A 24,365-nucleotide genomic window follows, 5' to 3' on the forward strand; every position below is an offset into this window, starting at 1 on the left:
GGGGTGCCGTCGTCGCGCACGGCACCCCGACCGGGGCGGCGGGCCCCGCAATGATCGCCTAGAGTGCCAACGGCCGTGCAAGACAAGCTGGTTGGGCGAGGGGCGGTTCGGATGGGCGAGGGCATCAGGCGCGCGGGGGAGGCGGACCGCGATCTCGTGGTGCGGCTGCTCGACGAGGCGTTCATGGACGACCCGGTCAGCAGCTGGGTGTTCCCTGGCGAGCAGCGGCGCCGGGAGCGGCACTCCGGGCTCATGGCGGTGTTCGCGGACGCGACGTTCGCGGACGGGTTCGTGGACCTCACCGAGGACGGCTCGGCCGTCGCCCTCTGGCTCGACATGCCGGCCGATCCGGCGGACGAGGGCGAAGAGGACGTGCCCGCGCAGGTGCGGGCGACCGTCGACCCCGACAACGTACGGGTGGAGCAGATAGCCCGGTGGACAGCGCAGGCGCACCCCGTGGGCCGGGCGCACGCCTACCTGTGGATGATCGGTGTCACGCCCGAGCGGCAGGGGCAGGGCCTGGGGACCGCGCTGATGGCGCCGGTGCTCGAGCGCTGCGACCGCGAGGGGCTGCCCGCGTACCTGGAGGCCAGCAACGCGCGCAGCCGGGCGCTGTACGAGCGCCTCGGTTTCGTCTTCACGGGAAGGGCGATCGACCTGCCGGACGGGCCGACGATCTGGCCCATGTGGCGGGAGGCCGCCGCCACTCCGTGACCGGGCCGCCGGTCAGGAGTCGGGGAAGCTCGCGAAGTACGTCGCGGCCATGTCCTCGTCCCCGTGCCCCTGCACGGACGCGCGCAGGAAGCGGTCGTGGGCGGCCGCCACCGCGTCGACGCGGATGCCCGCCCGCTCGGCCGCGGCGAGCACCAGGCCCGCGTCCTTCGCCGCGTTGTCCACGGAGAAGCTGGGCGTGAGGTCGCCGTTGCGGATGGCCGCGGACTTGTTCTGGAAGTAGGCGTTGTCCAGCGGGCCGCCGGTGATGGCGGCCACCAGGTCGTTCGCGTCCACGCCGAGCCCGCGGGCCAGCGCGAGGGCCTCGCCGACGCCCGTGGTCAGCGCGATCACCCAGGAGTTGAGGGCGAGCTTGAGGCAGCTGGCCGGGCCGGGAGTGCCGTCGCCGACCCACAGCGTGCGGGAGCCGATGGCGTCGAAGAGCGGCTGGACCGCCTCGCGCGTGGCCTCCGCGCCCGCCGCGAGCACGGTCAGCGTGCCCTGCTCGGCGGGCTGTCGGGTGCCGAGGACGGGCGCGTCGACCAGCGGGAGCCCGGCGCGGGCCGCGTACTCGGCGAGCTCGTCGATGCCCTCGCCGACGGTCCCGGACTGCACCCACACGGTGCCGGGCTTCGGCGTGGCCTCCCGGACGACGTCCAGGGTGCGCGGCCCGTCCGGCAGGACGGTCACGACGACATCGGCGTCCCGGACCGCCTCGGACGCGCTGTCCGCGACACTCACGCCGTCCGCGGCCAGCGGCTCGGCCTTCGCACGGGTCCGGTTCCAGACCCGCACGGTGAACCCGGCGCGGGCCAGATTGCGGGCCATCGGCGCGCCCATCGTCCCGGTGCCGAGGACGGCGACGACGGGGCGGGCGGCTGACGGGTCGGTGCTGCTCATGAGCGAACTCCCTGGGTGCGGCGGTGTCCTCCGTGCGGTGCTTGTGCCTCAGACGCTAGCCCGGACCGAGGCCTCCATCGCGGTCACGAACGCCTCCCGCGTCGCCTCGTCCACCAGATCGAGCGAGAGATACGGGTTGAGGTCCTCCAGCTCCACGAGGAGCAGTTCCCCGTCCGGGGCGCGGCAGGCGTCGACGCGCTGGATGCCGTGCGGAAGCGTGTTCCACTCGACGAAGGAGCGGGCGAACTCCCGGTCCGCGGCGGTCGGTTCGTACGGGCGCAGCTCCCAGCGGCGCGCCGGATCGGGCGCGTACAGGACGTACATCAGCTGGTCGTCGACGAAGTAGAACGAGACCTCGTACTGGAAGTCGATGCGCGGCTGCACCAGGAGGCCGCCGTCCGCGTAGGGGAGTCCGGGCAGGTCGGCGGCCGACACGAAGCGCAGGCCCACCGAGTCCGCGCCCAGCTTCGGCTTCGCCACGTATCCGTCGGCCTCCGGCAGCCGGTCCAGGTCCGCCGCCCGGTCGACCGTCGGAATGACGGGATACCCGGCCGTGGTCAGGTCCAGGAGGTACTGCTTTCCGGCCATGTCGGCGCGCCCGGTCAGCGGGTTGTAGACGTTCGTGCCGCGCTCCAGGGCCCGCGCGCGGAACTCCTCGTACGCCTTCTGGTAGCCGAGCACCGGGCCGCTGTTGCGGACCACGACGGCGTCGAAGCCGTCCATGAGCGCGGTCGCGTCCAGCGGGTGGCACAGGGCGAGGTCGAACGCGGAGCGCAGCCGGGACGTGAGGTGGATGTCCTCGTCGCAGTAGCGGCGGCCCCGGGCGGGATACGCGAGATCGGTGACGTAGAGGACGCGGGGGCGCGAGGGGGACAAGAGGGGACTCCCGATGGTGCCAAAGAGTGATGCGGGTGAAGAGCAATGCGGGCGGGGACGACGAAAGGGCCCGGCCCAGCGGCAGTGCCGCTCGGCCGGGCCCCTTCAGTGGTTCACGGACCCGCGGGGGTGCACCGCCCGCCGGTCGCCGGTGTGAACAGGGCCTGGGTCAGGCCTTCTTGGTCTCCCAGAAGATCTTGTCGATCTGGGCGATGTAGTCCAGCGCCTTCTGGCCCGTGGCCGGGTCCGACGAGCCCTTGGCGGCCGAGAGGGCCTTCAGGGTGTCGTTGACCAGCTGGTGCAGCTCCGGGTACTTCTCGAAGTGCGGGGGCTTGAAGTAGTCGCTCCACAGCACCGAGACGTGGTGCTTCGCGAGCTCGGCGCGCTGCTCCTTGATGCCGATGGCACGCGTCTGGAACTGCGGGTCGTCGTTGCCGGCCATCTTCTCCTGGACGGCCTTGACCGACTCGGCCTCGATGCGGGCCTGGGCCGGGTCGTACACGCCGCAGGGGAGGTCGCAGTGAGCGCTGGCCTTCACCTTGGGGGCGAACAGGCGGGAAAGCATGTAGCTGTTCCTTCCTCGTGATCGTCTTCTCGGGTGCGACATTACTCCGTGGGGAACGGCTTTTCTCGGGTGCCCCCGGCGGCTTAGGGCAAAAGTCCGGGGTGAGACTCAGACCTGCGCGACTGGTGGAGGATGGGACCGTGACGGCACCGGGCCGACGGACCGGCGGGAGCAGCGGTGGGAACCGGGGAGGTTTTCTGATGCCCGAGGCGATCGAGGAGATGCGCGAGGCGAAGGTGCCGTTTCAGATCATTGAGGTGGAGGGGCCCTCCATGGTCCCGACGCTGTACCCCGGTGACTGGATGCTGGTGCAGCACGGGGCGCGGGTGCGGGCCGGCGACGTGATCGTGTTGCGCCATCCCTTCCAGCAGGATCTGCTGGTGGTGAAGCGCATCGCCGAGCGCCGCGACGGCGGTTGGTGGGTGCTCGGCGACAACCCGGGCGCCGGGGGCGACAGCACGGTGTACGGGGTCGTGCCCGACGAGCTGGTGCTCGCGAAGGTGCGCGGCAGGCTGCGGCGTCGTAAGCCGTGGGCCGAGGGCGAGGGTCAGCGCTCGGTGGCGGCGGTGCTGTCCTGGGTCTTCTCGGCGGTACGTCCCGTGCTCTCCGACCGGTCGGCCTCCAAGCGCTTGCGGGCCCGGTAGGCGGCGACGTTGGCGCGGGTCGCGCAGCGGTCCGAGCAGTAGCGCCGGGAGCGGTTGGTGGACGTGTCCAGGTAGGCGTTGCGGCAGGGTGTCGCCTCGCACACGCCGAGGCGGTCGACGCCGTACTCGGTGAGGTGGAAGGCGAGGCCCATCGCGGCGATGGCGGCGTAGCCGGCCGTCGCGTTCGACGGGTGGTCGGACAGATGGAGGTGCCACAGCGGACGGCCGTCGTCGTCGCGGTGGTTGTGCCCCGAGATCTGCGGGCTCACCGGGAACTCCAGGAGCAGCGAGTTCAGCAGGTTCACCGCGAGTTCCTCGTCGCCGCCGTCGGCCGCGTCGAACACCGCGCGCAGCCGTCCCCGTACGCCCCTGAAGCGGGTCAGGTCGGCGTCCGTGGCGCGGCGGGCCGCCTCCTTGTTGGCGCCGAAGAGCTCGCGCACCGCGTCCACCGACGTCAGGGAGTCCTTGCCGCGAGCCGGCTCCTCGGTGTTGACGAGGCGCACGGCGTAGTCCGAGTAATAGGCCAGTTCCACTTGTAGTCCTTACCGGTGCGCTCTATCGTCGTGTGGAGCGAGGGTAATACTCGCTCGCGCCTTAAGGGTATTACGGGAGGGTTCATGTCCGAGACCGCTGCCACCACTCGTACCACCGACTGGCGGGCCTGGCAGGAGAGCTGGGACCGGCAGCAGGAGTACTTCATGCCGGACCGCGAGGAGCGGTTCCGGGTCATGCTCGACATGGTCGAGGCGTTCGTCGGGTCCGCGCCCCGGGTGCTCGACCTCGCGTGCGGGACCGGGAGCATCACGGACCGGCTGCTCAGCCGGTTCCCGGACGCCACGAGCGTCGGGGTCGACCTCGATCCGGCGCTGCTCGCCATCGCGCGGGGCACGTTCGAGGGGGACGGGCGGGCGACGTTCGTGACCGCGGACCTCAAGGACCCGCAGTGGACGAAGGCGCTGCCGCACGACTCGTACGACGCCGTGCTCACGGCCACCGCGCTGCACTGGCTGCACTCCGAACCCCTCGGGACGCTCTACGGTCAGGTCGCCGGGCTCGTCCGTGACGGCGGCGTGTTCATGAACGCGGACCACATGATCGACCAGACGACGCCGCGGATCAACGCCGCGGACCGGGCGCTGCGGCATGCGCGGATGGGCTCCGCCAAGGCCTCCGGCGCGGTGGACTGGGCGGAGTGGTGGCAGCTTGCCGCCGCGGATCCGGTGCTGGCCGGGCCGACGGCCGAGCGGTTCGAGATCTACGGGGAGCACGCGGACGGGGACACGCCGTCGGCGGCGTGGCATGCGGAGGCGCTCCGCGCGGGTGGGTTCGGGGAGGCGAGGGTCGTGTGGAGCTCGCCGTCGGACTCGATGGTGCTGGGCGTGAAGTAAGCCCCCGCGGCGACGGCGGCGAGGTCGCGGGGCGCTGCCCCGGACCCCGCTGCTCAATCGCCGCAGGGGCTTGATTTGGGGCTCTGCCCCATGCCCCGCTGCTCAATCGCCGCAGGGGCTTGAATTGTGCGCAGTTGGGCTTGAAATGCTCAGCTGTCGCTCATGAAGCGGAGCGTTACAACACCTTCGACAGGAACGACTGGGTGCGTTCCTGTTGGGGGTTGGTCAGGACCTCGCGCGGGTCGCCGGATTCGACCACCACGCCGTCGTCCATGAAGACGAGGCTGTCGCCGACCTCGCGGGCGAAGCCCATCTCGTGCGTGACGACGACCATCGTCATGCCGGACTCCGCGAGGTCGCGCATGACGTCGAGGACCTCGCCGACCAGTTCGGGGTCGAGCGCGGACGTCGGCTCGTCGAACAGCATCAGCTTCGGCTCCATCGCGAGCGCCCGGGCGATCGCGACGCGCTGCTGCTGGCCGCCGGAGAGCTGCGAGGGGTAGTTGTCGGCCTTGTCGGCGAGGCCTACGCGGTCGAGCAGTTCCTTGGCCCGCGCGCGGGCCTCGGACCTCGACTGCTTCTTGACCTGGACCGGCGCCTCCATGACGTTCTCGACGGCCGTCATGTGCGGGAAGAGGTTGAAGCGCTGGAACACCATGCCGATGTCCCGGCGCTGCTGGGCGACCTCCCGGTCCCGCAGCTCGTACAGCTTGTCTCCCTGCTGCCGGTAGCCGACCAGGCTCCCGTCGACGTACAGCCGCCCGGCGTTGATCTTCTCCAGGTGGTTGATGCAGCGCAGGAACGTCGACTTGCCGGAGCCCGAGGGGCCGATGAGGCAGAAGACCTCGCCCTGCTTGACCTCCAGGTCGATGCCCTTGAGGACGTTCACGTGGCCGAAGGACTTGTGGACCTGTTCGGCCTTGACCATGGCGTGCTCGCTCATGCCATGCCTCCGTTCGGGCGGCCCAGGGAGAACAGGGTTCCGCGCACCTTCTGCCAGGGGGTGGCCGACAGTTGGCGGCTGGTGCCGCGGGCGTAGTACCGCTCGATGTAGTACTGGCCGACGCTGAGGATCGAGGTCATGATCAGGTACCAGGCGGCGGCGAGGAAGTACATCTCCACCGGCGACCCGGACTGCTGGCCGATGTCCTGGGCTGCCCGGAACAGTTCGACGAACTGCACCATCGACACCAGGGACGTCGTCTTCAGCATGTTGATGACTTCGTTGCCCGTGGGCGGCACGATCACGCGCATCGCCTGCGGGATGATCACGCGGCGCAGCGTCTTGCCGTGGCTCATGCCGAGCGCGTGCGAGGCCTCGGTCTGGCCCTCGTCGACCGACTGGAGACCGGCGCGGCAGATCTCCGCCATGTACGCGGCCTCGTTGAGGCCGAAGCCGAGCAGCGCCGTCAGGAACGGCGTCATGAAGGACGACCAGTAGTCCTTGTAGATCGGCCCGAGGTTGATGTACTCGAAGACCAGGCCCAGGTTGAACCAGATGAACAGCTGGACCAGGACCGGGGTGCCGCGGAAGAACCAGATGTAGAACCAGGCGATGGAGCTGGTCACGGGGTTCTTCGACAGCCGCATGACGGCGAGCACGATGCCGCCGACGATGCCGATCACCATCGCGAGGACGGTGAGGAGCAGCGTCTTCAGGGCGCCGGTGACGATCCGGTCGTCGAAGAAGTAGTCCGGGATGGCGCCCCAGTTGATCTTGCCCTGCGCGAACGCGTAGACGATCAGGGCCAGCAGGGCGACGGCGATGAACGCCGAGATGTACCGCCCGTAGTGCCGCACCGGGATCGCCTTGATGGCGGTCGGCCCGGCCGCGGGCGGCGGCGTGTCCTGGGGGCCGCCGCCCGTCTTGTCTATGTCAACAGACACGGATGTTGCCTTTCACGACGTCGCGGACGTCCCTGACGTGTGCCGCGCGGTCAATGACGTGGAACGCGCGGTCACTTGCCGCCGTTGAGGGTCGCCGACTTCACGGCACCCGCCTCGACGCCCCACTTGGCGATGACCTTGTCGTACTCGCCGTTCTTGATGATCGCGTCAAGGGCGGCCTTGATCGCGTCGCGCAGCTGCTTCTGGTCCTTGGAGACCGCGATGCCGTACGGGGCGGCCTCGACCTGCTCGCCGACGAGCTCGAAGTCCTTGCCGCCGCCCGCGGTCTTCACCGCGTACGCGGCGACCGGGAAGTCGGAGGAACCGGCGTCCGCGCCGCCGGAGCGAAGGCGGGTCTGCGCCTGCTGGTCGTCGTCGAAGGACTGGATGCCGAGCTTCTTGCCGTCCTTGCACTTCTTGGCCTGCGCCTTGGCGAGGTCGTGCGAGACGGTGCCGCGCTGCACGACGATCTTCTTGCCGCAGAGGTCGTCCCAGGTCTTGATGCCCTGGGTCTTGCCCTTCGGGGTGTAGATCGAGACGCCCGCGTTGAAGTAGTCGACGAAGTCGACGCCGTCGCCGACCTTCTTGCCGGTGTCCGAGTCGACGCCGTTCTGGCGGTCCTTGGTGTCGGTCATGGCCGACATGGCGAGGTCGTAGCGGTTCGACTTCAGGCCCGTGACCAGGGTGTCGAACGTGGCGTTCTGGAACTCGAACTTCACGCCGAGCTGCTTGCCCATGGCCTTCGCGAGGTCGGGGTCGATGCCGATCGCCTTGCCGGACTTGTCCTTGAACTCGACGGGCGCGTAGGCGATGTCCGAGCCGACCCGGATGACGCCCTTGTCGCGGATCTCCTTGGGGAGCTTGTCCGCGAGCGGCGCGGACTTCGCGCTGCCCTTGGTGCTGTCGGACTTGGTCTGGTCACCGCAGCCGGTCAGCAGCAGAGTGCCGGCGACCGCGATCGCGCCGACCACGGCTATCCGGGACTTCGCGGACTTCGCGGTCGTGCGCTGGGTGGTGCTTGCGGTCATGGTTGGTTCCTCCGGCCGGGGTGGGAGTTGCCGTGCTGGTCGCCTTGGCACGCACCTTCGGGTGTCGCGACCTCGTGTGATGAGGCATCTTGCCATTCGGACTCGCCGATTCAGGAGGTCAGCCATGTCAAAATCGGATAACGGGTGACCGAAGAGTGCCAACGACCCCCGGTTTCGGCGTGCATGGGGGGTACAGCTTCTGCGGCGCTTCCGGCCCGCGACCGAAGATCCTCCGGCGGCCCGCCCGCTGTCTCACCATTCGGGCGGACTTCCCTCGTTTTGGGCAATGGACCTGCGGACTTGTCCAGATATTCGGCTATGAGTCATGTCACCGAGGCGTGATCGATCACGGGCGGGCTCGTCGCCGACACCGCCCGTCAGGTAAGAAGGTTCTTTACACCCCTCATCCGGGGCTCAGGGCGCGCGTGCGGCGCGCCCGTCGCGCAGGTGCCCACAGGGCGGCCCACAACAGGACCGTCCGGCGCGTGCGCGGTGCCCGCCCGTCCCTCAATCAGGGACGGAACCACCCTCAACCTGTGCAAAATGACTTAAGGGGTCAGAAAAGTGGCAGCGGAGATCGTCAACCCTCGCAGCGACGCGAGTACCGGCAACGAGGGCTCCGACGAGCCCTTCGATCCGGCTTTCGCGCTGCACCGTGGCGGCAAGATGGCCGTGCAGGCCACCGTGCCGGTCCGCGACAAGGACGACCTGTCCCTGGCGTACACGCCCGGCGTCGCGAAGGTGTGCAGCGCGATCGCCGAGCAGCCGGAGCTCGTCCACGACTACACGTGGAAGTCGAGCGTCGTGGCCGTCGTGACGGACGGTTCGGCCGTCCTCGGACTCGGTGACATCGGTCCCGAGGCCTCCCTCCCGGTGATGGAGGGCAAGGCCATTCTCTTCAAGCAGTTCGGCGGCGTGGACGCGGTGCCGCTCGCGCTCTCGACGAACGACGTGGACGAGATCGTCGACACCGTCGTGCGCCTCGCCCCGTCCTTCGGCGGCGTGAACCTCGAGGACATCTCGGCGCCCCGCTGCTTCGAGATCGAGCGCAAGCTCCAGGAGCGGCTCGACATCCCGGTCTTCCACGACGACCAGCACGGCACCGCCGTCGTGACGCTGGCCGCGCTGAAGAACGCGGCGCGCCTCAGCGGGCGCGCCCTCGGCGACCTGCGCGCCGTGATCTCCGGCGCCGGTGCGGCGGGCGTCGCGATCGCGAAGTTCCTCCTCGAGGCGGGCCTCGGCGACGTCGCGGTCACCGACCGCAAGGGCATCGTCAGCCGGGACCGCGAGGACCTCACGCCGGTCAAGCGCGAGCTCGCCGAGATCACCAACAAGGCGGGCCTGTCCGGCTCCCTGGAGGACGCCCTCGCGGGCGCCGACGTCTACATCGGCGTCTCCGGCGGTACGGTCCCCGAGCCCGCGGTCGCCTCCATGGCGGACGGCGCCTTCGTGTTCGCGATGGCCAACCCGAACCCCGAGGTGCACCCCGACGTCGCGCACAAGTACGCGGCCGTCGTGGCGACCGGTCGTTCGGACTTCCCGAACCAGATCAACAACGTGCTCGCGTTCCCCGGCATCTTCGCCGGCGCGCTCCAGGTCCGGGCCTCCCGGATCACCGAGACGATGAAGATCGCGGCCGCCGAGGCGCTGGCCGCGGTGGTCGGCGACGAGCTGTCCGCCGAGTACGTGATCCCGTCCCCGTTCGACGAGCGGGTGGCTCCGGCCGTCACGGCCGCGGTCGCCGCCGCCGCTCGCGCGGAGGGTGTCGCGCGCCGCTGACACCCGGTGCGTTTTCGGTCGAGGCCCCGCCGTTCGGCGGGGCCTTTCCCGTGCCCGTGGCTACGGGACGTGTGTCACAGGTGACGGTGGTTCCCCGGCCCGGGGGTGGCGCCTATCGTCAAGGTCATGTTCGCCGCCTACGCAGCCCGCATCGACCGTGATCAGCCGCTGAACGGCCTGGAGTTGGGGGAGCGGCCCGCCCCCGAGAACCGGCCCGGCTGGACCACCGTGAACGTCAAGGCCGCATCCCTCAACCACCACGACCTCTGGTCGCTGCGCGGGGTCGGCCTCGGGGAGGAGTCCCTGCCGATGATCCTCGGCTGCGACGCCGCCGGGATCGACAGCGAGGGCAACGAGGTCGTCCTGCACTCCGTCATCGGCCAGACCGGATACGGGGTCGGGCCGCGCGAGAAGCGCTCGATCCTCACCGAGAAGTACCAGGGCACCTTCGCCGAGCAGGTCACCGTGCCCGAGTGGAACGTGCTGCGCAAGCCGAAGGAGCTCTCCTTCGAGGAGGCCGCGTGTCTGCCGACCGCCTGGCTCACCGCGTACCGGATGCTCTTCACCAACGCGGGCGTACGACCCGGTGACTCGGTCCTCGTGCAGGGCGCGGGCGGCGGGGTCGCGACGGCCGCGATCGTCCTCGGCAAGGCCGCGGGCCTGCGGGTCTTCGCGACCAGCCGCGACGAGGCGAAGCGCAAGCGGGCCCTGGAACTCGGCGCCGTCGAGGCCGTGGAGACGGGCGCGCGGCTCTCGCAGCGGGTGGACGCCGTGATCGAGACGGTGGGCGCGGCCACCTGGTCGCACTCCGTGAAGTCCCTGAAGCCGGGCGGGACCCTGGTCATCTCGGGCGCGACGAGCGGGCCGAACCCGCCCGCCGCGGAACTGAACCGGATCTTCTTCCTCGAACTCAAGGTCGTCGGCTCCACCATGGGCTCCAAGGACGAGCTGGAGGACCTGCTGTCCTTCTGCGCCGCGACCGGCGTCCGCCCGGTGGTCGACGAGGTGCTCCCGCTGGACCGGGCCCGCGAGGGTTTCCAGAAGATGGCCGGCGGCGAGCTGTTCGGCAAGGTCGTGCTGAGCGTCTGACGCCGCGCGGGGCGGGGTGCGGTGGGATCGCCCCGCCGCACCCCACCATCGTCACGCCTTCGGGGCCCGGAGCGTCGACGCGATCCGGGACGCCGCGTCCGACAAGTGCCGCCGGGCGTCCTGGAGCTGCGGTTCCGTGACGCCCTGGTCGCGGGCCGCGTCACGGATCTCGTCGCGGAAGCGGTCCAGGAGGCGGTCCAGGTCGCGGGCCGGGTCGCCGCTGGAGTGCTCCTCCGAGGCCCACGACGGGATGTACTCCGCGGGGACCTCGTCGTTCGGCGGGCGGTACTGGGGGTCGGCCGGGGCGGCGGGACCGGAGTGTCCGGCGTCCTTGCCCCAGGACTTGCCGAACTCGCCGAATTCCTTGGCCAGTTCGGTCAGGCCCTCGCGCACCCCCGTCGGCCAGTCGCCGCGCGTGAAGTGGTCCTGCACCTGCTCCTGGACGCGCTTGGCCATGCGCTGGAAGTCCTCCGCGGCCTGCGCCCGCACCTGCTCCTGCGACTCCTTGGCCTGGCGGCGCGCCCGCTGGGCCTCCTCGCGGGCCCGGCGGCTCTCGTCCTTCGCCCGCCGCGCCTGCTCCTTCCACTCGTGCTTCGCGCGCCGCACCTCCTCCTTGGTGGCGCGCCACGCCTCCTTGTCCGTGAAGTCACCGGGCCCGGGGCCCGTGCGGGTCTGGGACGCCGCCGCGCGCACCTCGCGGCGCAGATCACCGGCCGCTCCCCGCACGTCGTCCCGGATCTCCGCCGCCAGCTCGGCCACGGACTCGCGGATCTCCAGCTCCAGGTCGGCCAGCTCGCCGCTGCGGTCCGCCAGCTCGGCCCGGCCCCCCTCGGTGATTGCGTAGACCTTCCGGCCGCCCTCCGTGGTGTGGGTGACCAGGCCCTCCGACTCCAGCTTGGCCAGGCGCGGGTAGACCGTGCCGGCCGAGGGTGCGTACAGGCCCTGGAAGCGCTCTTCGAGGAGGCGGATCACCTCGTACCCGTGCCGCGGCGCCTCGTCGAGCAGCTTCAGCAGGTAGAGACGCAGGCGGCCGTGGGCGAAGACGGGCGGCATGTCAGAGCACCTTCTTGTCGTCGGGCTTGTCGTCGGGACCGGCGGTGTCGGCAGGCGGCCCTTCCGAAGGGGGCCTGCGCAGCAGGGCGATCGATCCGGAGACCGTCGTCGCCTTCAGCTTGCCGGTGCCCGCGCCGAGCCGGCCGGTGATCTTGTGGGCGCCCCAGGCGCCCGCGACCCGCAGGTCCTCGAAGGCGTTCGACACCGCTCCGCTCGCCGTGTTCGCCTCGACCTCCGTGTCCGCCGGGTGCGGGATGCGGATGGCGATCTCGCCGGAGACGCTCGTCAGGCTCACATCGGTGGGCCCGGCGGGGTCCAGGTCGACGATCATCGACCCGCTCACCGTGTCCGCCTTCACGAAGGAGCCCGAGCCGTCGACGACGGTCAGGTCCCCGGAGACCGAGTTGAACCGCAGGTCGCCCGTGACCGCCTGCGCCTCGACGCCGCCGGAGACCGTGCTGGTGTGCACCGGGCCCGTGACCCCGACGAGTGTCGTGTCGCCGGTGACGCCCTTCACCTCCGTGCGCCCCTCGGTGCCCGAGACGACGGCGCCCGCGCCGACCACGCCGACCTCGACCCGCGTGTCCGCCGGCACCGCGAGGGAGACGACCGCGCTGCGGTGCCAGCCCTTGCGGTCGAGCCACTTGAGGAAGCCCTTCCAGGGCAGGTCGTCGTACGCGACGGTGAGGACGCCGTCCGACTGCGTGACGCGCAGGGGCGGTCCCTCGATCTCGGACACCTCCAGGCGGGCCGGCCCCTCGGCCGTCCCCACCACATTCACGGCACCGCTCACGATGCGGACGTGCAGCGCCGACACCGGCTCGTCGAAGACGAGCTTCCGCGGCTCCGTGACGGACCACTCGGGCATGGTGCGACCTCCTCGACGACGGGAGTGAACGCGCCATATCGCGTCCTCTGTCAAACACGATATATCGCGGACGGGGAAAGTCAAGACTGTCGCGAAACTCCGGGCTCCTGCGCCCGGCAGGGCGTCCAATTGCTGCGGAAATGCACCTACTTGCCCTAGCGTGGGGCCATGTCGTCCCTCGAACCCGCCGGTGCGCTGCTGCTCTGCCGCGCCGAACCGTCCGTCGTCGGGCCCGCCGCTCAGTTGCTGCGCGAGCGGATGCTGCTCACCCGCGCCGGGAGTGAGTGGAGCGTCCTCGTGCCCGAGGCGAAGCCGTGGCTGTCCATGGAGGACAGCGGCGGCGAACCCGTCGACCGGGTGCTCGGCGGCTGGGCGGGCGCCCTCGCCGTCGGCGCGACCTGGCCGGTGCTCGCGCTGTGGTGGGACGCCGACCGCAGCGGATTCACGCTGGCCTCCGGGTTCCGCCGCCCGGTCGGCTACGAGTGGCTCGCGAACGGCACCCCGGTCGGTGAGGCCGAGGCGCTGCGCACCTTCGCGGCCCGCCTGGGCCTCGACCCCGTGCTCGACCTGCAGGCGCTCGAAGCCCTGGCGAAGCCCGACACCGGCGACGGCGCGTCCGACGCGCGCGCCCGCATGCTCGGCCTCCTCGCCGTGCTCACCCGCGCCGGACTCGCCCTCCCCGCGGGGCTGACCCCCGGCGAACCCGCCGACCGGCTCCGCGAGGTCGCCCGGGTCCAGCCGGACGCGCAGCAGGTCACGTGGTCGGGCTGGCGCGACGCCGTGCACGCCGAGCTCGACGTCGTGGAGGCCACCAGCGTCGGCCCCTGGCTGCGCGGCCCCAGGGCGCGGCTGCTCGCGGCAGCCCAGCTCGCGGCGGGGCTGCCGCTCACCGTGCACGGCCTGCGGCGGCGCAGCGGCGGCTGGACCACGGCCGGGGCGCTCCTGCTGCTGCACGGGGCGCTCGGATTCGCGTACGAGAAGGTGCGGGCGGCGCGCAGGCTCCCCTGAGGGCTACTCGTCCTCGTCGTCCTCGTCGTCGAGCCGCGCCAGCCAGGTGGCCAGCCGCTCCACCGGCACCTCGAAGTCCGGGTTGAGGTCGACGAACGTCCGCAGCTGCTCGGCGAGCCACTCGAAGGTGACCTCCTCCTCGCCGCGCCGCTTCTCCAGCTCTTCGATGCCGCGGTCCGTGAAGTACATGGGGCTGTTTCTCCTGCGTGCGGGGCCCGCGCGGGCGCGCGGGCGTGGTGTGACTGCCCACCAAGCCTATGGGGGCCGCCGACCTCGCGGTCCGGCCGAGGGGTAGCCCCTGCTCATCCGGGGAAGGACCCTTGTCCCGCAAGGGGGGACACGGGGGAACGGGAAACGGGGGAGCGGTATGGAGCGGCAAGGGGCGCAAGGAGAAGCACGGGAAGTGACCAGGGTCGCGCGGATCGCGCTGCCCGACGGGACTCCCGTGTGGGCCCGAATATCCGGCGACGCCGAGGAACTGGGCGTGCGCGAGGGCGAGTTGTCGTTCTCCGACACCGGGTTCACCGACCGGGTGGAGGCGAGCGTCGAGAGCCTGCACGCGCTCGTGACGGGGGTCGCGCGCTCCCTCGCGCGGCCGCTGCGCGCCGTGCGCCCCGACGAGGTCAGCGTCGAGTTCGGCGTCGAGCTGACCGCCAAGGCAGGCAAGGTCGTCGGGCTGCTCGCGGACGGTGAGGCGAAGGCGGGCATCAAGGTCACGCTCACCTGGAACGAGGGGCCGCCGGACCTGGAGAACCCGCAGGATCCCGCCGCCCGCGCGGCCCCCGGTACACCGCCCGCTCCCCGCGCGGCCCCGGGCGCGCCCCCCGGCGCCCCGGCGCACGGGGACGCCGACCCGACCGTCGCCGGGGCCGGGGCATGACACCAGGGCGCGACGGGGGCGCACCGGGCCGGCGGGATGCCGCCCTCCTTGCACTGCGTGAACTCGTCATGGCGGCCACGGTGCGCATTCATCGCACGGGTGCCGGGTATGCAGCCGACGAACCCGGAAGCTTCGTCGGGAGCGGCTTCTTCATCGCCCCGAACTGGGTGTTGACCTGCGCACATGTGGCACGCGGCGGGGAAGGGGGCGAGCTGGCGGTGGCCTACGAGAGCGGACCCGGCCGCGGCACGTCCCAGGTCCCCGGAGAAGTCGTCGCCACGCTCCCCGAGGGCGTCGACCAGGCGGTGCCCGGCCGATGGCCCGCCCCCGACCTGGCCCTCGTGCGGCTGCGCGAACCCGTCGACCACGAATGCGTCTACGTGGCCGAGCGGCCCGCCGCGTACTACAGCGAGGGGGAGGTCTTCTACGCGGGCTGGACCGTGGTGGACGGACAGGTCTGCCGGCTCGACGGCCCGATCGCCGTCAAGGGCACCATCGGCGACTGGTCGTCCGGCGTACAGCTGCGGCTCGGGGAGAACGACCTGCCGTACGGGATCTCGGGCGGCCCCGTCGTCGACCCGGTGCGCGGCGAGGTCATCGGCGTACTGAAGTCGCGCGCGGACCACGGGCGGGGCGGCACGTCCATCGGGATCGAGCAGCTGCGCACGCTGCCCGCGCCGGTGCCGGGGCAGGCGGTGCGGGCCGAGCACGACGACCTCTACCAGGCGGTCTGCCACGCCCACGACCGCTACCACCGGGACTGCCAGCGGCAGTCGCAGCCCGCCCGGAACACCTGGGCCGACGTGCAGAGCCGGCTCGGCGCGCGGCCGGGACGCACGCTCACCGCGGGCGAGCGCGTCCAGTTGCTCGGCCGGCTCGCCGACCTGCCGCCCCCGGTCAGCACCCGCGGTCTGCTCGACATCCTGGAGTCGCTCCCGGACTTCGAAGGGGGCACTCCGCTGCCCTCGCCGCGCGGCTGGCGGGACGGGCTCGGCGCCCTGTACGAGGGCGCGTACGACGAGGGAGTGCGCGCCCTCGTGCTCGACTACGCGATCCGGGTCCTGACGGCCGAGCGGCCCTTCGTCACCCCGGGCACCGCGGACGCCGAGCAGGCCCTGTGGGAGTGGGTGCGGCAGGCCGGTGAGGAACGGCTCGACACAGGACGCCGACGGCGCATCGAGAAGCTGCGCATCGAACGTCTGAGGCAGCGCAGACCACCCGGCGCCGCGCCGGAACCCGCCCCCGACCGGGCGGCCCGGCCAGCCGCGCTGCTCGAACTCGTCGAGCGCGGCTGGGAGCGGGACCACTGGGACTGGCAGGTGTACGTGACCCGGCCGGGCGGCGCGCGCGACTGCGTGCGGCAGGACGAGCGCACCCCGACCGACGCCCTCCCGGAGCGGCTCGCCGCGCCCCTCGCGGAGGCCTTCCGGCAGTGCGACGAGCCCGGCTGGCCTGCGACGCTCCAGGTGGTGCTTCCGCACACCCGCCTCGACCTGCCGGTGGACGGCTGGCGGCTGCGGCCCGACGAACCGCCGCTCGGTGTGCGCGGCCCCCTCGTGCTGCGCTGCGGCGACCGGGACCGGCTGCCGGGCGAGCCGGGCTTCGAGGACTGCGTCCCGGCGTTGTCCGAGGCGGACGACGACCGCGCGGACCGCTGGCGCTGGCTGCACGCGCACGGCGCCCGGGCCGAGTTCCTCGACTGCGACGACGGGGTGCCCCGGCCCGTTCCGGAGGGCCTGGACCTGCGCAATCTGTCGCCGAGTTCCGTACCGGTGATGTGCCGCTACGGAGAGCACCGCTACGAGGACGACACCGAGGCGCTGGCCCGGATCCTGCTGGGCGGCTTCGGTGTCGCCCTGTGGCGCCGCGGACCGGCCCGCTCGGCGGCGGTGTGCGGCGAGTTCCACCGGGGCGCCGCCGTCACGGTCGCCGACCCGCGCGGGGCCCGGCATCTGCCGGAGCGCGTCCACGAGTTGCGCAGAAAGCTCCTGGCGAGCCACACGGAGGCGTTCTGGGCCGACGGCATCGCCCTCTTCTACGACGACCCGAACCAGCCCCTGCCGGGCTCGGGCGAACTCCTGGAGGCGCCGTGACGCCACCGCGCCCCTTCAGGCCAGCTCCCCACGGAGCCCTTACCAGCGCCACGAACCATCGATACCGTGAGGCACGTCCCTTCGGCTGCCCTGCTGGACGAGTGACGACGAGGACCGGACCATGACCAGTGAGTGGCTCATCTACCGTGGCGCCGGCGAACCCCACGAGGGCCTCGACCGACTGCCCCCGCCGCCGCCCTGGCGCGACTTCTCCGGGCGGGGCTCCACCGGTGGAGACGGTTCCGAGGACCGCAGGCTCGGCGCCCACCGGCACCTGGCGGAGCTGCACAGGCCCGGCGCCGAAGAGCTCGAAATGATCAACGCCGCGCTGTATCTGCGCCGCCCGCTGCTCGTGACCGGCAGCCCCGGCGCGGGCAAGAGCACGCTCGCGCACTCGGTGGCGTACGAGCTGGGGCTCGGCAACGTCCTGCGCTGGTCCATCGTCAGCCGGTCCACGCTCCAGGACGGGCTCTACCACTACGACGCGATCGCCCGCCTCCAGGACGTGCAGATCGCGGCGCAGGGCGGGTTCGGCTCGGCGGCCGGGTCGCCGGGGGCCGTCGAGGGGATCGGGAGCTACATCAGGCTCGGGCCGCTGGGCACCGCGCTGCTGCCGTCGGCGACGCCGCGCGTGCTGCTCATCGACGAGCTCGACAAGAGCGACATCGACCTCCCGAACGACCTGCTGAACGTGCTGGAGGAGGGCGAGTTCGCGATCCCCGAGCTGGAGCGGGTCGCCGACCGGTTACCGGACGGCGAGGCGGAGGTGCTCACCGCCGACGGCGTCAAGGTCCGCGTCCGCGACGGCCGGGTGCGCTGCAACGCCTTCCCGTTCGTGGTGCTCACCAGCAACGGGGAGCGCGACTTCCCCGCCCCGCTGATGCGCCGCTGCATCCACCTCGAACTCGGCAGGCCCGACCACAACCGCCTCGCCACGTTCGTACGCGCCCATCTCGGAGACGAGGCGGCACGCGCGGGCGACGATCTGATCAACCGGTTCCTGGAGCGCTCGCGCAGCGAACTCCTCGCCACCGACCAGCTGTTGAACGCGATCTACCTGACCGACGCGGCCGCCCCCACCAGCCGCGAGTCCTTCGCCGACCTCCTGATCCAGCGACTCGACCGCCCGAGGTGAAGCGGTGACTCCCGACGCGACGGCGCGTCAGGGGCCCGGTTCGCCCTCGGAGCCCGGACGCCAGGGCGGCGACCCCGTCGCCGAACTCATCGCCAGGCTGCGGCGGATCGGACTCGACCCGGATGCCGAAGGGCTGTGCGACGCGCTGTGGCTGGCCGGGTACGCGCGCCCCGCACGGGCCGCGGACCAGCCGGAGCCCGCTCCCGGGCCGAGGCCCCCCTACGACGGGCCGCGACCGGCGCCGGTGCCGCCCGACCCGCGCCCCGCGCCCCCGGAGGACGAGCCCGAGCCGGCGGCTCCCCAGGTGTACGACGAGGGCGGCGAGCGGCGCGTCGCGCTGTACCCCGTACCGCGCTCCGGCAGCGGTCGCGCGCGCGGCGGCGGCCGCACCTCCCCGCTCCCGGTCGGCGTCCCGGCGGCGCCCGCCTTCCCCGCACCGCTCGAACTCCAGCGCGCCCTGCGGCCGTTGCAGGGATACCGCAGCGCCGCCCCGCCGCTGCGCTCGGTGCTCGACGAGACGGCGACCGCGGAGCGCACCGCGCGCGCGGGCGGCCTCGTACTGCCGGTGTTCCGCGCGGTGACCCGCGCCGACGCACGCCTGAGCCTCGTGATGGACGCCTCGTCCTCGATGCGCGTGTGGGACCGGATGTTCGGCGAACTGGAACGGGTCTTCGGCCAGTTGGGAGCCTTCTGGGACATCCAGGTCAGCTATCTGCACGAAGGGCCGGACGCACAGGCCGCCGTCAGCCGCAGCCCCGAGCTGTACGGGGCGCCCCTGCACTCCACCGACCGGCTCAGCGACCCGTCGGGCCGCCAGGTCACCCTCCTCGTGAGCGACTGCGCGGGCCCGCTGTGGCGCAGCGGCCGGGCCCACCGCCTGCTGCACCAGCTGGCGCGGCAGGCCCCCGCCGCCGTGCTCCAGCCACTGCCGCAGCGCCTGTGGAACAGGACCCGGCTCCCGGTCTCGTACGGGGAGTTGAGCCGCGGCGAGGCGCTGGGCGGCGCCGCGGCGCTGCGGGTGCGGACGCCGTCGGGACCCTCGGCGCAGGCCCGCGCGGGCGCGCTCCCGGTGCCCGTCCTGCCGCCCGAGCCGGTGGCGCTCGGCGCCTGGGCGCGGCTCCTGTCGGGGGCCGGCGCGGGGCCGGTCTCCGGGGCCGTCGGCTGGGTCAGGGCGGACCAGCGGCAGGCGTCGGCGGGGCGGCAGGCGCAGCGGCCCTCCGTGCTCGAACTGGTCTCCCGGTTCCGCTCCACCGCCTCACCGGACGCGAGCCGCCTCGCCGGATTCCTGGCGGCGGCCCCGCTGTGCCTGCCGGTGATGCAGCTGGTGCAGCGGACCATGCTGCCCGGCTCGGGCCCCTCCGAACTGGCCGAGGTACTGCTCAGCGGCCTGCTCACACGCACCAAGGAGGAGCACGGGGGAGACGGCGTCCAGTGGTACGAGTTCGCGCCCGGCGTGCAGGAGTCGCTGCTCGGACCGCTCGGCAGGGACGAGGCCGTGCTGGTCCTCAAGCACTGCTCGGAGTACATCGAGGCCCGCTTCGGCAAGGGCGGCCCCAACTTCCCGGCCCTCGCGCTCGCCCAGCTCGGCGACAGCGACGGCGGCGCCGAGGGGGACGCGGACACCGACCGCCCCACCGGCACCGGATACCGGCCCCCGCACACCGTGGGAGGCGACAACGGCGACGGCGGGGCGAACGGCGCGGGGCTGGTCCCGCAGCCCTTCGCCGAGGTCGCCGCGCGGGTCCTGGAGCGCTTCATGCCGCTGCCCGAACAGTTCGCCCTGTACGGGCGCCCGGGGCAGGACGGGCCCCAGGAGGCGCCGCCCACCCACCCCGCCGTCACCCGCGCCCGCGCGCTCGCCGCGCGCTTCGACAGCGAGCGCATGGTGCAGGACCTCATCGACGCGGTGCAGCTGCTGCGCGGCGCCGCCGAGCACGAGTCGCCCACGGAGCGGGACTTCGAGCTGTGGGCCGAGTACGCCCACTGCGTGCTGCGCCTGTGGGAGGTGCAGGGCGGCGCCGAGCTGCTGCGCGAGGCCGAGCAGGCCGCCGAACGCGCCGCCGCCCACCCGCACGCGCTGCGCGAACGCGCCGTCCTCGCGCGCGTGCTCTCCACCGCCGCCACCGACCGCAGGCGCCGCGGCGACCGGAGCGGCGCGCTCGAACTCCTGCGCAGGGCCGACCGGGAGTACGCGGTGGCCTGCTCGGCGCCCGACCTCGCGGAACAGGAGGCGCTGCGGCTCACCCTGGAGCGCGTCGGCGCCCTGGAGGCGCAGTGGCGGCTCGGCGGCGACAGCGCGCTGCTGCAGGGCGCGGTCGGCATGCTGGAGGCGTTCGTCGACACCTGGCAGGGCCGCAGCCACCCGCCCGAACTCCCGCTCGCCCACGGCCGGATCCTGCTCCGGCTGTCCGGCGCCGCCTCCGACGGCGAGCAGGCCGTCAAGTACGCGGAGCAGGCGGCGGGTTCGCTGCGCACCGCCCTGAACAGCGAGACGGGGGACCCGGGCGGCGTGCCGCGGGTGCGGGTGCTGCTCGACCTGGTCGACGCCCTGCTCGTCTGCGGTGACGGACTCGACGAGGCGGCCGCGCGGGTCGACGAGGCCCTCGCGGCGGCCCGCGACCAGCGGCTGCGCGCCGCGGTCCTGCTGCGGGCCGCCCGCGTCGCCCGCGCCCGGCACGCCGAGTCGGGCGACCCGCGTGAACTCCAGGAAGCCGCCGGCCACTTCGAGCAGGCGGCGCACTGGATGCCGAGGGACTCCGCCGCCCACGCCGACGCGCTCGCCGAATGGGGCGAGGTGCTCCTGAGCCGGGCGGGCGCCGCGCCGGCCACGCCAGCCGAGCAGGACGCGCTGTCGCGGGCGATCCGGGTGCTGCGGGACTGCCGTGCTCAGACCCCTGCGGGCAGCGCCCGGCTCGCCCACCGGCTGCTGCTGCTCGGCCGCGCCCTGATGCTGCGCTACCGCGCGCGGGGCGACCGCGTCGACCTGCGCGAGGCCGAGTACCTCCTGGGCCTCGCCGCCGCCGAGGCGGACGACTTCCTGCCCGCCGCGCGCAGCTGGCTGGAGCTCGGCCAGGTGCAGTTCGAGGTGTTCCGCAGCCTCGGCCGCCCCGCCCGTCTCGACGAGGCCGTCGACGCCTTCCGGTACGCCGCCGAGTCCGCCCGAGGCGCCGAACGGGAGGCCGATACCGAGCGGTCCCGCCAGGAAGCCGTGCTTCTGGGCGCGCAGGCACACCACTTGCGGGGTATGTCCTACGAAGCGGCGGCACGCCCGCGTGCCGCCCGTGAGGCCTATCGGGCGGCACGCCGCGAGTGGTCGAGGCTGCCCGACGACAACGTGACCAGGAGCGGACCGACGGCACGGCAGACAGCGGAGCGCCTCGCCGAGCTGGACTGACACCGGGCCGTCGGCCGGGGAGAGGGGAACGTCATGGACGCATGGGGAGAACCGCGCACGGCCCGGCCGCAGCCGCCGCGTCAGGCGGAGCACGCCGAGCCCTGCCCGGACCCGACCGAGCTGAGCCTCGCCGAACTGCGCAAGGCCGAACACCCGGTGCTCGACGAGGTGCTGGACGATCTGCGGGAGCGCGAGGAGCGGCCGGGCGAGATGCTCTGGGGGTTCAGCAGCGCGCTGTGACGCCCCGACCGGTTTCGGTCGCCGCGCGCGAGCGAACCGGACAACGTTGAACCGACCACGTTTGTGCCGCGCGCCCCACCGGGAAGGCGCCCCGTACGCGCGAGCCCGTACTGCGGGCGCACGGCATGGGGGGTACCGGAGTGGCTGGAGTCTCCGAAGGTGCCGTCGGGCGAACACCGCGGCAACGACCCTTCCCCTTCCGGCAGTTCGTCGTGAAGGTGCACGGCCGCTGCAACCTCGCCTGCCGCTACTGCTACCTGTACGAGGGCCCCGACCACACCTGGCGGACCCGCCCCGCCGCCGCGTCGCCCGAGGTCCTCGACCGCACCGCGACCCGGATCGCCGAGCACGCGCGCGTACACGCACTCCCGCATCTCTCGCTCGTCCTGCACGGCGGTGAACCGCTGCTCGCGGGTGCCGCCACGCTCGGCCGCTTCTCCGACCTCGTCCGCGAACGGGCGCCCACGGGCTGCCAGGTGCACGCCGTCGTGCAGACCAACGCCACCCTGCTCACCGAGCGGCGCCTCGCGACCCTCGCCCGGCACGGCGTCCGCGTGGGCATCAGCCTCGACGGCGGCCTGGAGACGCACAACGCCCGCCGCGTCGACCGCGCCGGACGCCCCTCCTGGACCGCCGCCGCCCGCGGGGCCCGCCTGACCGCCGAGCGCTTCCCCGACTCGTACGCGGGGATCCTCGCCGTGATCGACCCCGCGCAGGACCCGGTGGAGACGTACGAGTCGCTGCTCGCGCTCCGCCCGCCGGCGCTCGACCTGCTGCTCCCGCACGGCAACTGGTCGGCGCCGCCGCCCGGCTGGGACCCCGACGGGGAGGCGTACGGCGGCTGGCTGTGCGCCGCCTTCGACCGCTGGTGGGGAGCCGGGCACCGGGAGACCCGGGTGCGGCTCTTCGAGGAGTGCCTCGCGCTGCTCCTCGGCCTGCCCTCGTCCGTCGAACCGCTCGGCCTCGCCCCCTTCGACGCCGTCGTCGTCGAGACCGACGGGACGATCGAGCAGGTCGACTCGCTCAAGTCCGCCTACGACGGCGCCGCCTGGACCGGGCTCGACGTCTTCCGGCACGACTTCGACGCGGCGCTCGCCCACCCCGCCGTCGCCGCCCGGCAGGCGGGCGCCGCCGCACTCGCCGCCGACTGCCGGGCCTGCCCGCTGCTCGACGTCTGCGGCGGCGGCCAGTACGCCCACCGCTACCGCGCGGGACACGGGTTCGCCAACCCGTCCGTGTACTGCGCGGACCTGCAGCGCTTCATCCGTCATGTGGCGGCGGTGCTCACCGCGGACACGGTGCCCGCCGCCCACCCCGAAGGGGACTCCCCTTGACCTCCGTCATGCTTCCGGCACTCCCGGACCACGCCCTGACCGAACTCGGCCGCACCGAAGGCGGCCCGCAGGCCCTCGCGCTGCTCGTCCGCGCCCAGGACACCCGCAGACTGCTCACGCTGCGCGCGGTGCTCGACGCCGTGACGCAGGCGGACCCCCGCCTGTGCCCGCCGTCCGCCCGCAGGCGCCTGAGGGAGGACTGGGCGCTCATGGAGGCGGCGGACGCCACGACCCCGCGGCCCGCCGACTCGCCCGCCCGCGCCCGCCTCCTGCACCCCCTGGTCGGCCCCTGGGCCCAGCGCTGCCTCGCCCTGCTGCGCACCGACCCGGACCGCCCCGGCGCCCACGGACGCAGCGGGCAGCTCGCCGACGAGCTGGCCCACTTCAGCGCCCTCGCCGCGGCGGCGGCCGCCCGCGCGGGCCTCCCGTTCACGACTCGCCTGACAGCCCGCGACGGGCTCGTCGGCCTGCCCTCGCTCGGCGCGCTGCGCACCTCGGAACCCGACGGCACGGCCTACGAAGTCACCTGCAAATACGGCCAGTTGAAGATCCGCGACCGAGGCTCGGCGCCCGTCGTCGTCCGCCTGGAGCGCGGCACCGGAGCCTGGTCCGACGACCCCGCCTGGACGCCCGCCTACGCGCTGCCCGGCCTCGCCGCGGGCGCGGACCCCACCCCGCTCGACGACCTCGACCCGTACCGCGCGGCGGAGGGCGGCGCGCACTACCGGGGCGCCAGCGAACCCGCGACCCTCGACGACGCCGAACGCAAACGCTGGCTGCACGCCTGGTCGGGCACCGCCGTCGAGCTGCGCCTCGGCGGCGAGCAGCGCCTCGCGGAGGCCGTCGCCCTGCTGCGCTGCCTCGTCCCGCTCACCGCCCCGCCGGGATCCGACCCGTACGACGCCACGGCCGGCACCTGCAGCGGCACCCGGCGCGAGGCCTTCGGCGCCGTCCTCAGCAGCACCCCGCCCACGGCCCCCGTGTTCGCGGCGACCCTCGTCCACGAGCTCCAGCACACCAAGCTCGTCACCGTCGCCCAGCTGGTGCCGCTGCACCGGGCGGGCGGCGCCGCCCGCTACTTCGCGCCGTGGCGCCCCGACCCGCGCCCCTTCGACGGGCTGCTCCAGGGCGCATACTCGCATCTGGCGCTCGCCGACTTCTTCCAGCGGCGCGCCCTCAACGTCGCCAGGACCGCCGAGCGCGAGTCGGCGTGGGCCGTGCACGCGCGCTGCAAGGAGCAGGTGGGCGCCGCGCTCCCCGCCGTCGTCGGCTCGACGGACCTCACCCCGCAGGGGCGGCGCCTCGTGGACCAGATGGTCGCCACGTACGAACGGCTCGACGAGCACCCGGCGCCCCGCGGGCACGCCGCACGCGCGCGTGCCTACGTGGACGCGGCCCGAACCCTGTTCGCCGCACGTCGGATGCGGTCAACTGGGTGATTTTTGGGCCCGGTTGGGGCGAAGATCGGGGCATGAGCGGGAAGGGATGCGAGC

The 24,365-nt window shown here is 73.0% G+C and carries 23 protein-coding genes; 13 read left to right on the top strand and 10 right to left on the bottom strand.

What is annotated here, in order from left to right:
- Positions 1-111: 111 nt before the first annotated feature.
- Positions 112-714, top strand: a complete 603-nt coding sequence (locus ACZ7L4_RS24020) for a GNAT family N-acetyltransferase (protein ID WP_472105365.1) — start codon at positions 112-114, stop codon at positions 712-714.
- A 12-nt stretch (positions 715-726) separates the two neighbouring features.
- Here ACZ7L4_RS24020 and ACZ7L4_RS24025 read toward each other — a convergent pair whose 3' ends face one another.
- The 3 genes from ACZ7L4_RS24025 to sodN all read right to left on the bottom strand — a co-directional run bounded on the left by ACZ7L4_RS24025 (position 727) and on the right by sodN (position 3,052).
- Positions 727-1,611 (bottom strand): NAD(P)-dependent oxidoreductase, encoded by an 885-nt coding sequence (locus tag ACZ7L4_RS24025; RefSeq protein ID WP_472105367.1) that lies wholly within the window; start codon positions 1,609-1,611, stop codon positions 727-729.
- Between the two features lie 48 nt (positions 1,612-1,659).
- Entirely contained in the window at positions 1,660-2,487 is an 828-nt protein-coding gene (locus tag ACZ7L4_RS24030) for an ATP-grasp domain-containing protein (RefSeq protein WP_472105369.1), read from the bottom strand.
- A gap of 169 nt (positions 2,488-2,656) precedes the next feature.
- Positions 2,657-3,052: a superoxide dismutase, Ni gene (sodN, locus tag ACZ7L4_RS24035; RefSeq protein ID WP_306323441.1), complete on the bottom strand. Its 396-nt coding sequence runs from the start codon at positions 3,050-3,052 to the stop codon at positions 2,657-2,659.
- 200 nt (positions 3,053-3,252) lie between these two features.
- On the opposite strand from sodN, the gene sodX reads away from it, so the two are divergent.
- A complete protein-coding gene (sodX, locus tag ACZ7L4_RS24040) occupies positions 3,253-3,696 on the top strand; it encodes a nickel-type superoxide dismutase maturation protease (protein WP_472105371.1) in 444 nt (147 codons plus the stop codon).
- Here the strand turns inward: sodX and ACZ7L4_RS24045 are convergent.
- The gene (locus ACZ7L4_RS24045) at positions 3,600-4,229 is read right to left on the bottom strand and encodes a CGNR zinc finger domain-containing protein (protein ID WP_422409693.1); all 630 of its coding nucleotides are present in this window, start codon (positions 4,227-4,229) and stop codon (positions 3,600-3,602) included. The two genes, sodX and ACZ7L4_RS24045, sit on opposite strands and share 97 nt — an antisense overlap.
- An 84-nt stretch (positions 4,230-4,313) precedes the next feature.
- On the opposite strand from ACZ7L4_RS24045, the gene ACZ7L4_RS24050 reads away from it, so the two are divergent.
- On the top strand, positions 4,314-5,084 hold the full coding sequence (locus tag ACZ7L4_RS24050; protein ID WP_472105373.1) for a class I SAM-dependent methyltransferase: 771 nt from the start codon (positions 4,314-4,316) through the stop codon (positions 5,082-5,084).
- A gap of 175 nt (positions 5,085-5,259) precedes the next feature.
- On the opposite strand, the gene ACZ7L4_RS24055 is transcribed toward ACZ7L4_RS24050, so the two are convergent.
- From ACZ7L4_RS24055 to ACZ7L4_RS24065, 3 genes are all read right to left on the bottom strand, one after another.
- Entirely contained in the window at positions 5,260-6,012 is a 753-nt protein-coding gene (locus tag ACZ7L4_RS24055; RefSeq protein WP_472105665.1) for an amino acid ABC transporter ATP-binding protein, read from the bottom strand.
- An 11-nt stretch (positions 6,013-6,023) separates the two neighbouring features.
- Complete coding sequence (locus ACZ7L4_RS24060) at positions 6,024-6,971, bottom strand: amino acid ABC transporter permease (RefSeq protein WP_472105375.1); 948 nt, start codon at positions 6,969-6,971, stop codon at positions 6,024-6,026.
- A 71-nt stretch (positions 6,972-7,042) separates the two neighbouring features.
- The gene (locus ACZ7L4_RS24065; protein WP_472105377.1) at positions 7,043-7,999 is read right to left on the bottom strand and encodes an ABC transporter substrate-binding protein; all 957 of its coding nucleotides are present in this window, start codon (positions 7,997-7,999) and stop codon (positions 7,043-7,045) included.
- Positions 8,000-8,563: 564 nt separating this feature from the next.
- On the opposite strand from ACZ7L4_RS24065, the gene ACZ7L4_RS24070 reads away from it, so the two are divergent.
- Together ACZ7L4_RS24070 and ACZ7L4_RS24075 are read left to right on the top strand one after the other, a co-directional pair.
- Complete coding sequence (locus ACZ7L4_RS24070; RefSeq protein WP_472105379.1) at positions 8,564-9,778, top strand: NAD(P)-dependent malic enzyme; 1,215 nt, start codon at positions 8,564-8,566, stop codon at positions 9,776-9,778.
- A 126-nt stretch (positions 9,779-9,904) separates the two neighbouring features.
- A complete protein-coding gene (locus tag ACZ7L4_RS24075) occupies positions 9,905-10,867 on the top strand; it encodes a zinc-binding dehydrogenase (protein WP_422409703.1) in 963 nt (320 codons plus the stop codon).
- A 51-nt stretch (positions 10,868-10,918) separates the two neighbouring features.
- Here the strand turns inward: ACZ7L4_RS24075 and ACZ7L4_RS24080 are convergent, their stop codons facing one another.
- The gene (locus tag ACZ7L4_RS24080) at positions 10,919-11,920 is read right to left on the bottom strand and encodes a PadR family transcriptional regulator (protein WP_472105381.1); all 1,002 of its coding nucleotides are present in this window, start codon (positions 11,918-11,920) and stop codon (positions 10,919-10,921) included.
- A gap of 1 nt (position 11,921) precedes the next feature.
- A complete protein-coding gene (locus ACZ7L4_RS24085) occupies positions 11,922-12,788 on the bottom strand; it encodes a DUF4097 family beta strand repeat-containing protein (protein ID WP_450812540.1) in 867 nt (288 codons plus the stop codon).
- 168 nt (positions 12,789-12,956) lie between these two features.
- Here ACZ7L4_RS24085 and ACZ7L4_RS24090 point away from each other — a divergent pair, with 168 nt between their 5' ends.
- Positions 12,957-13,796 (top strand): hypothetical protein, encoded by an 840-nt coding sequence (locus ACZ7L4_RS24090; protein WP_472105383.1) that lies wholly within the window; start codon positions 12,957-12,959, stop codon positions 13,794-13,796.
- Between the two features lie 3 nt (positions 13,797-13,799).
- Here the strand turns inward: ACZ7L4_RS24090 and ACZ7L4_RS24095 are convergent, their stop codons facing one another.
- Positions 13,800-13,985: a DUF6104 family protein gene (locus tag ACZ7L4_RS24095; protein WP_010061466.1), complete on the bottom strand. Its 186-nt coding sequence runs from the start codon at positions 13,983-13,985 to the stop codon at positions 13,800-13,802.
- A gap of 178 nt (positions 13,986-14,163) precedes the next feature.
- On the opposite strand from ACZ7L4_RS24095, the gene ACZ7L4_RS24100 reads away from it, so the two are divergent.
- The 7 genes from ACZ7L4_RS24100 (at position 14,164) to ACZ7L4_RS24130 (ending at position 24,311) form a co-directional block, all read left to right on the top strand.
- Entirely contained in the window at positions 14,164-14,676 is a 513-nt protein-coding gene (locus tag ACZ7L4_RS24100) for a CU044_2847 family protein (protein ID WP_472105385.1), read from the top strand.
- Positions 14,673-16,769 carry a VMAP-C domain-containing protein gene (locus tag ACZ7L4_RS24105; protein ID WP_472105387.1) on the top strand — a complete coding sequence of 699 codons (2,097 nt, stop codon included), beginning with the start codon at positions 14,673-14,675 and terminating at the stop codon, positions 16,767-16,769. Before ACZ7L4_RS24100 ends, ACZ7L4_RS24105 begins: the two co-directional genes overlap by 4 nt.
- Before the next feature lie 121 nt (positions 16,770-16,890).
- Positions 16,891-17,904 carry an AAA family ATPase gene (locus ACZ7L4_RS24110; protein ID WP_472105389.1) on the top strand — a complete coding sequence of 338 codons (1,014 nt, stop codon included), beginning with the start codon at positions 16,891-16,893 and terminating at the stop codon, positions 17,902-17,904.
- A 4-nt stretch (positions 17,905-17,908) separates the two neighbouring features.
- Complete coding sequence (locus tag ACZ7L4_RS24115; protein WP_472105391.1) at positions 17,909-21,298, top strand: SAV_2336 N-terminal domain-related protein; 3,390 nt, start codon at positions 17,909-17,911, stop codon at positions 21,296-21,298.
- A gap of 33 nt (positions 21,299-21,331) precedes the next feature.
- Positions 21,332-21,538: an FxSxx-COOH cyclophane-containing RiPP peptide gene (gene fxsA, locus ACZ7L4_RS24120; protein WP_450812552.1), complete on the top strand. Its 207-nt coding sequence runs from the start codon at positions 21,332-21,334 to the stop codon at positions 21,536-21,538.
- 125 nt (positions 21,539-21,663) lie between these two features.
- Complete coding sequence (locus ACZ7L4_RS24125; protein WP_472105393.1) at positions 21,664-22,872, top strand: FxsB family cyclophane-forming radical SAM/SPASM peptide maturase; 1,209 nt, start codon at positions 21,664-21,666, stop codon at positions 22,870-22,872.
- 8 nt (positions 22,873-22,880) lie between these two features.
- Positions 22,881-24,311 carry an aKG-HExxH-type peptide beta-hydroxylase gene (locus tag ACZ7L4_RS24130; protein WP_472105667.1) on the top strand — a complete coding sequence of 477 codons (1,431 nt, stop codon included), beginning with the start codon at positions 22,881-22,883 and terminating at the stop codon, positions 24,309-24,311.
- The last annotated feature ends 54 nt before the right edge of the window (positions 24,312-24,365 follow it).

It is taken from the genome of Streptomyces sp. NPDC107575 (assembly GCF_055657265.1).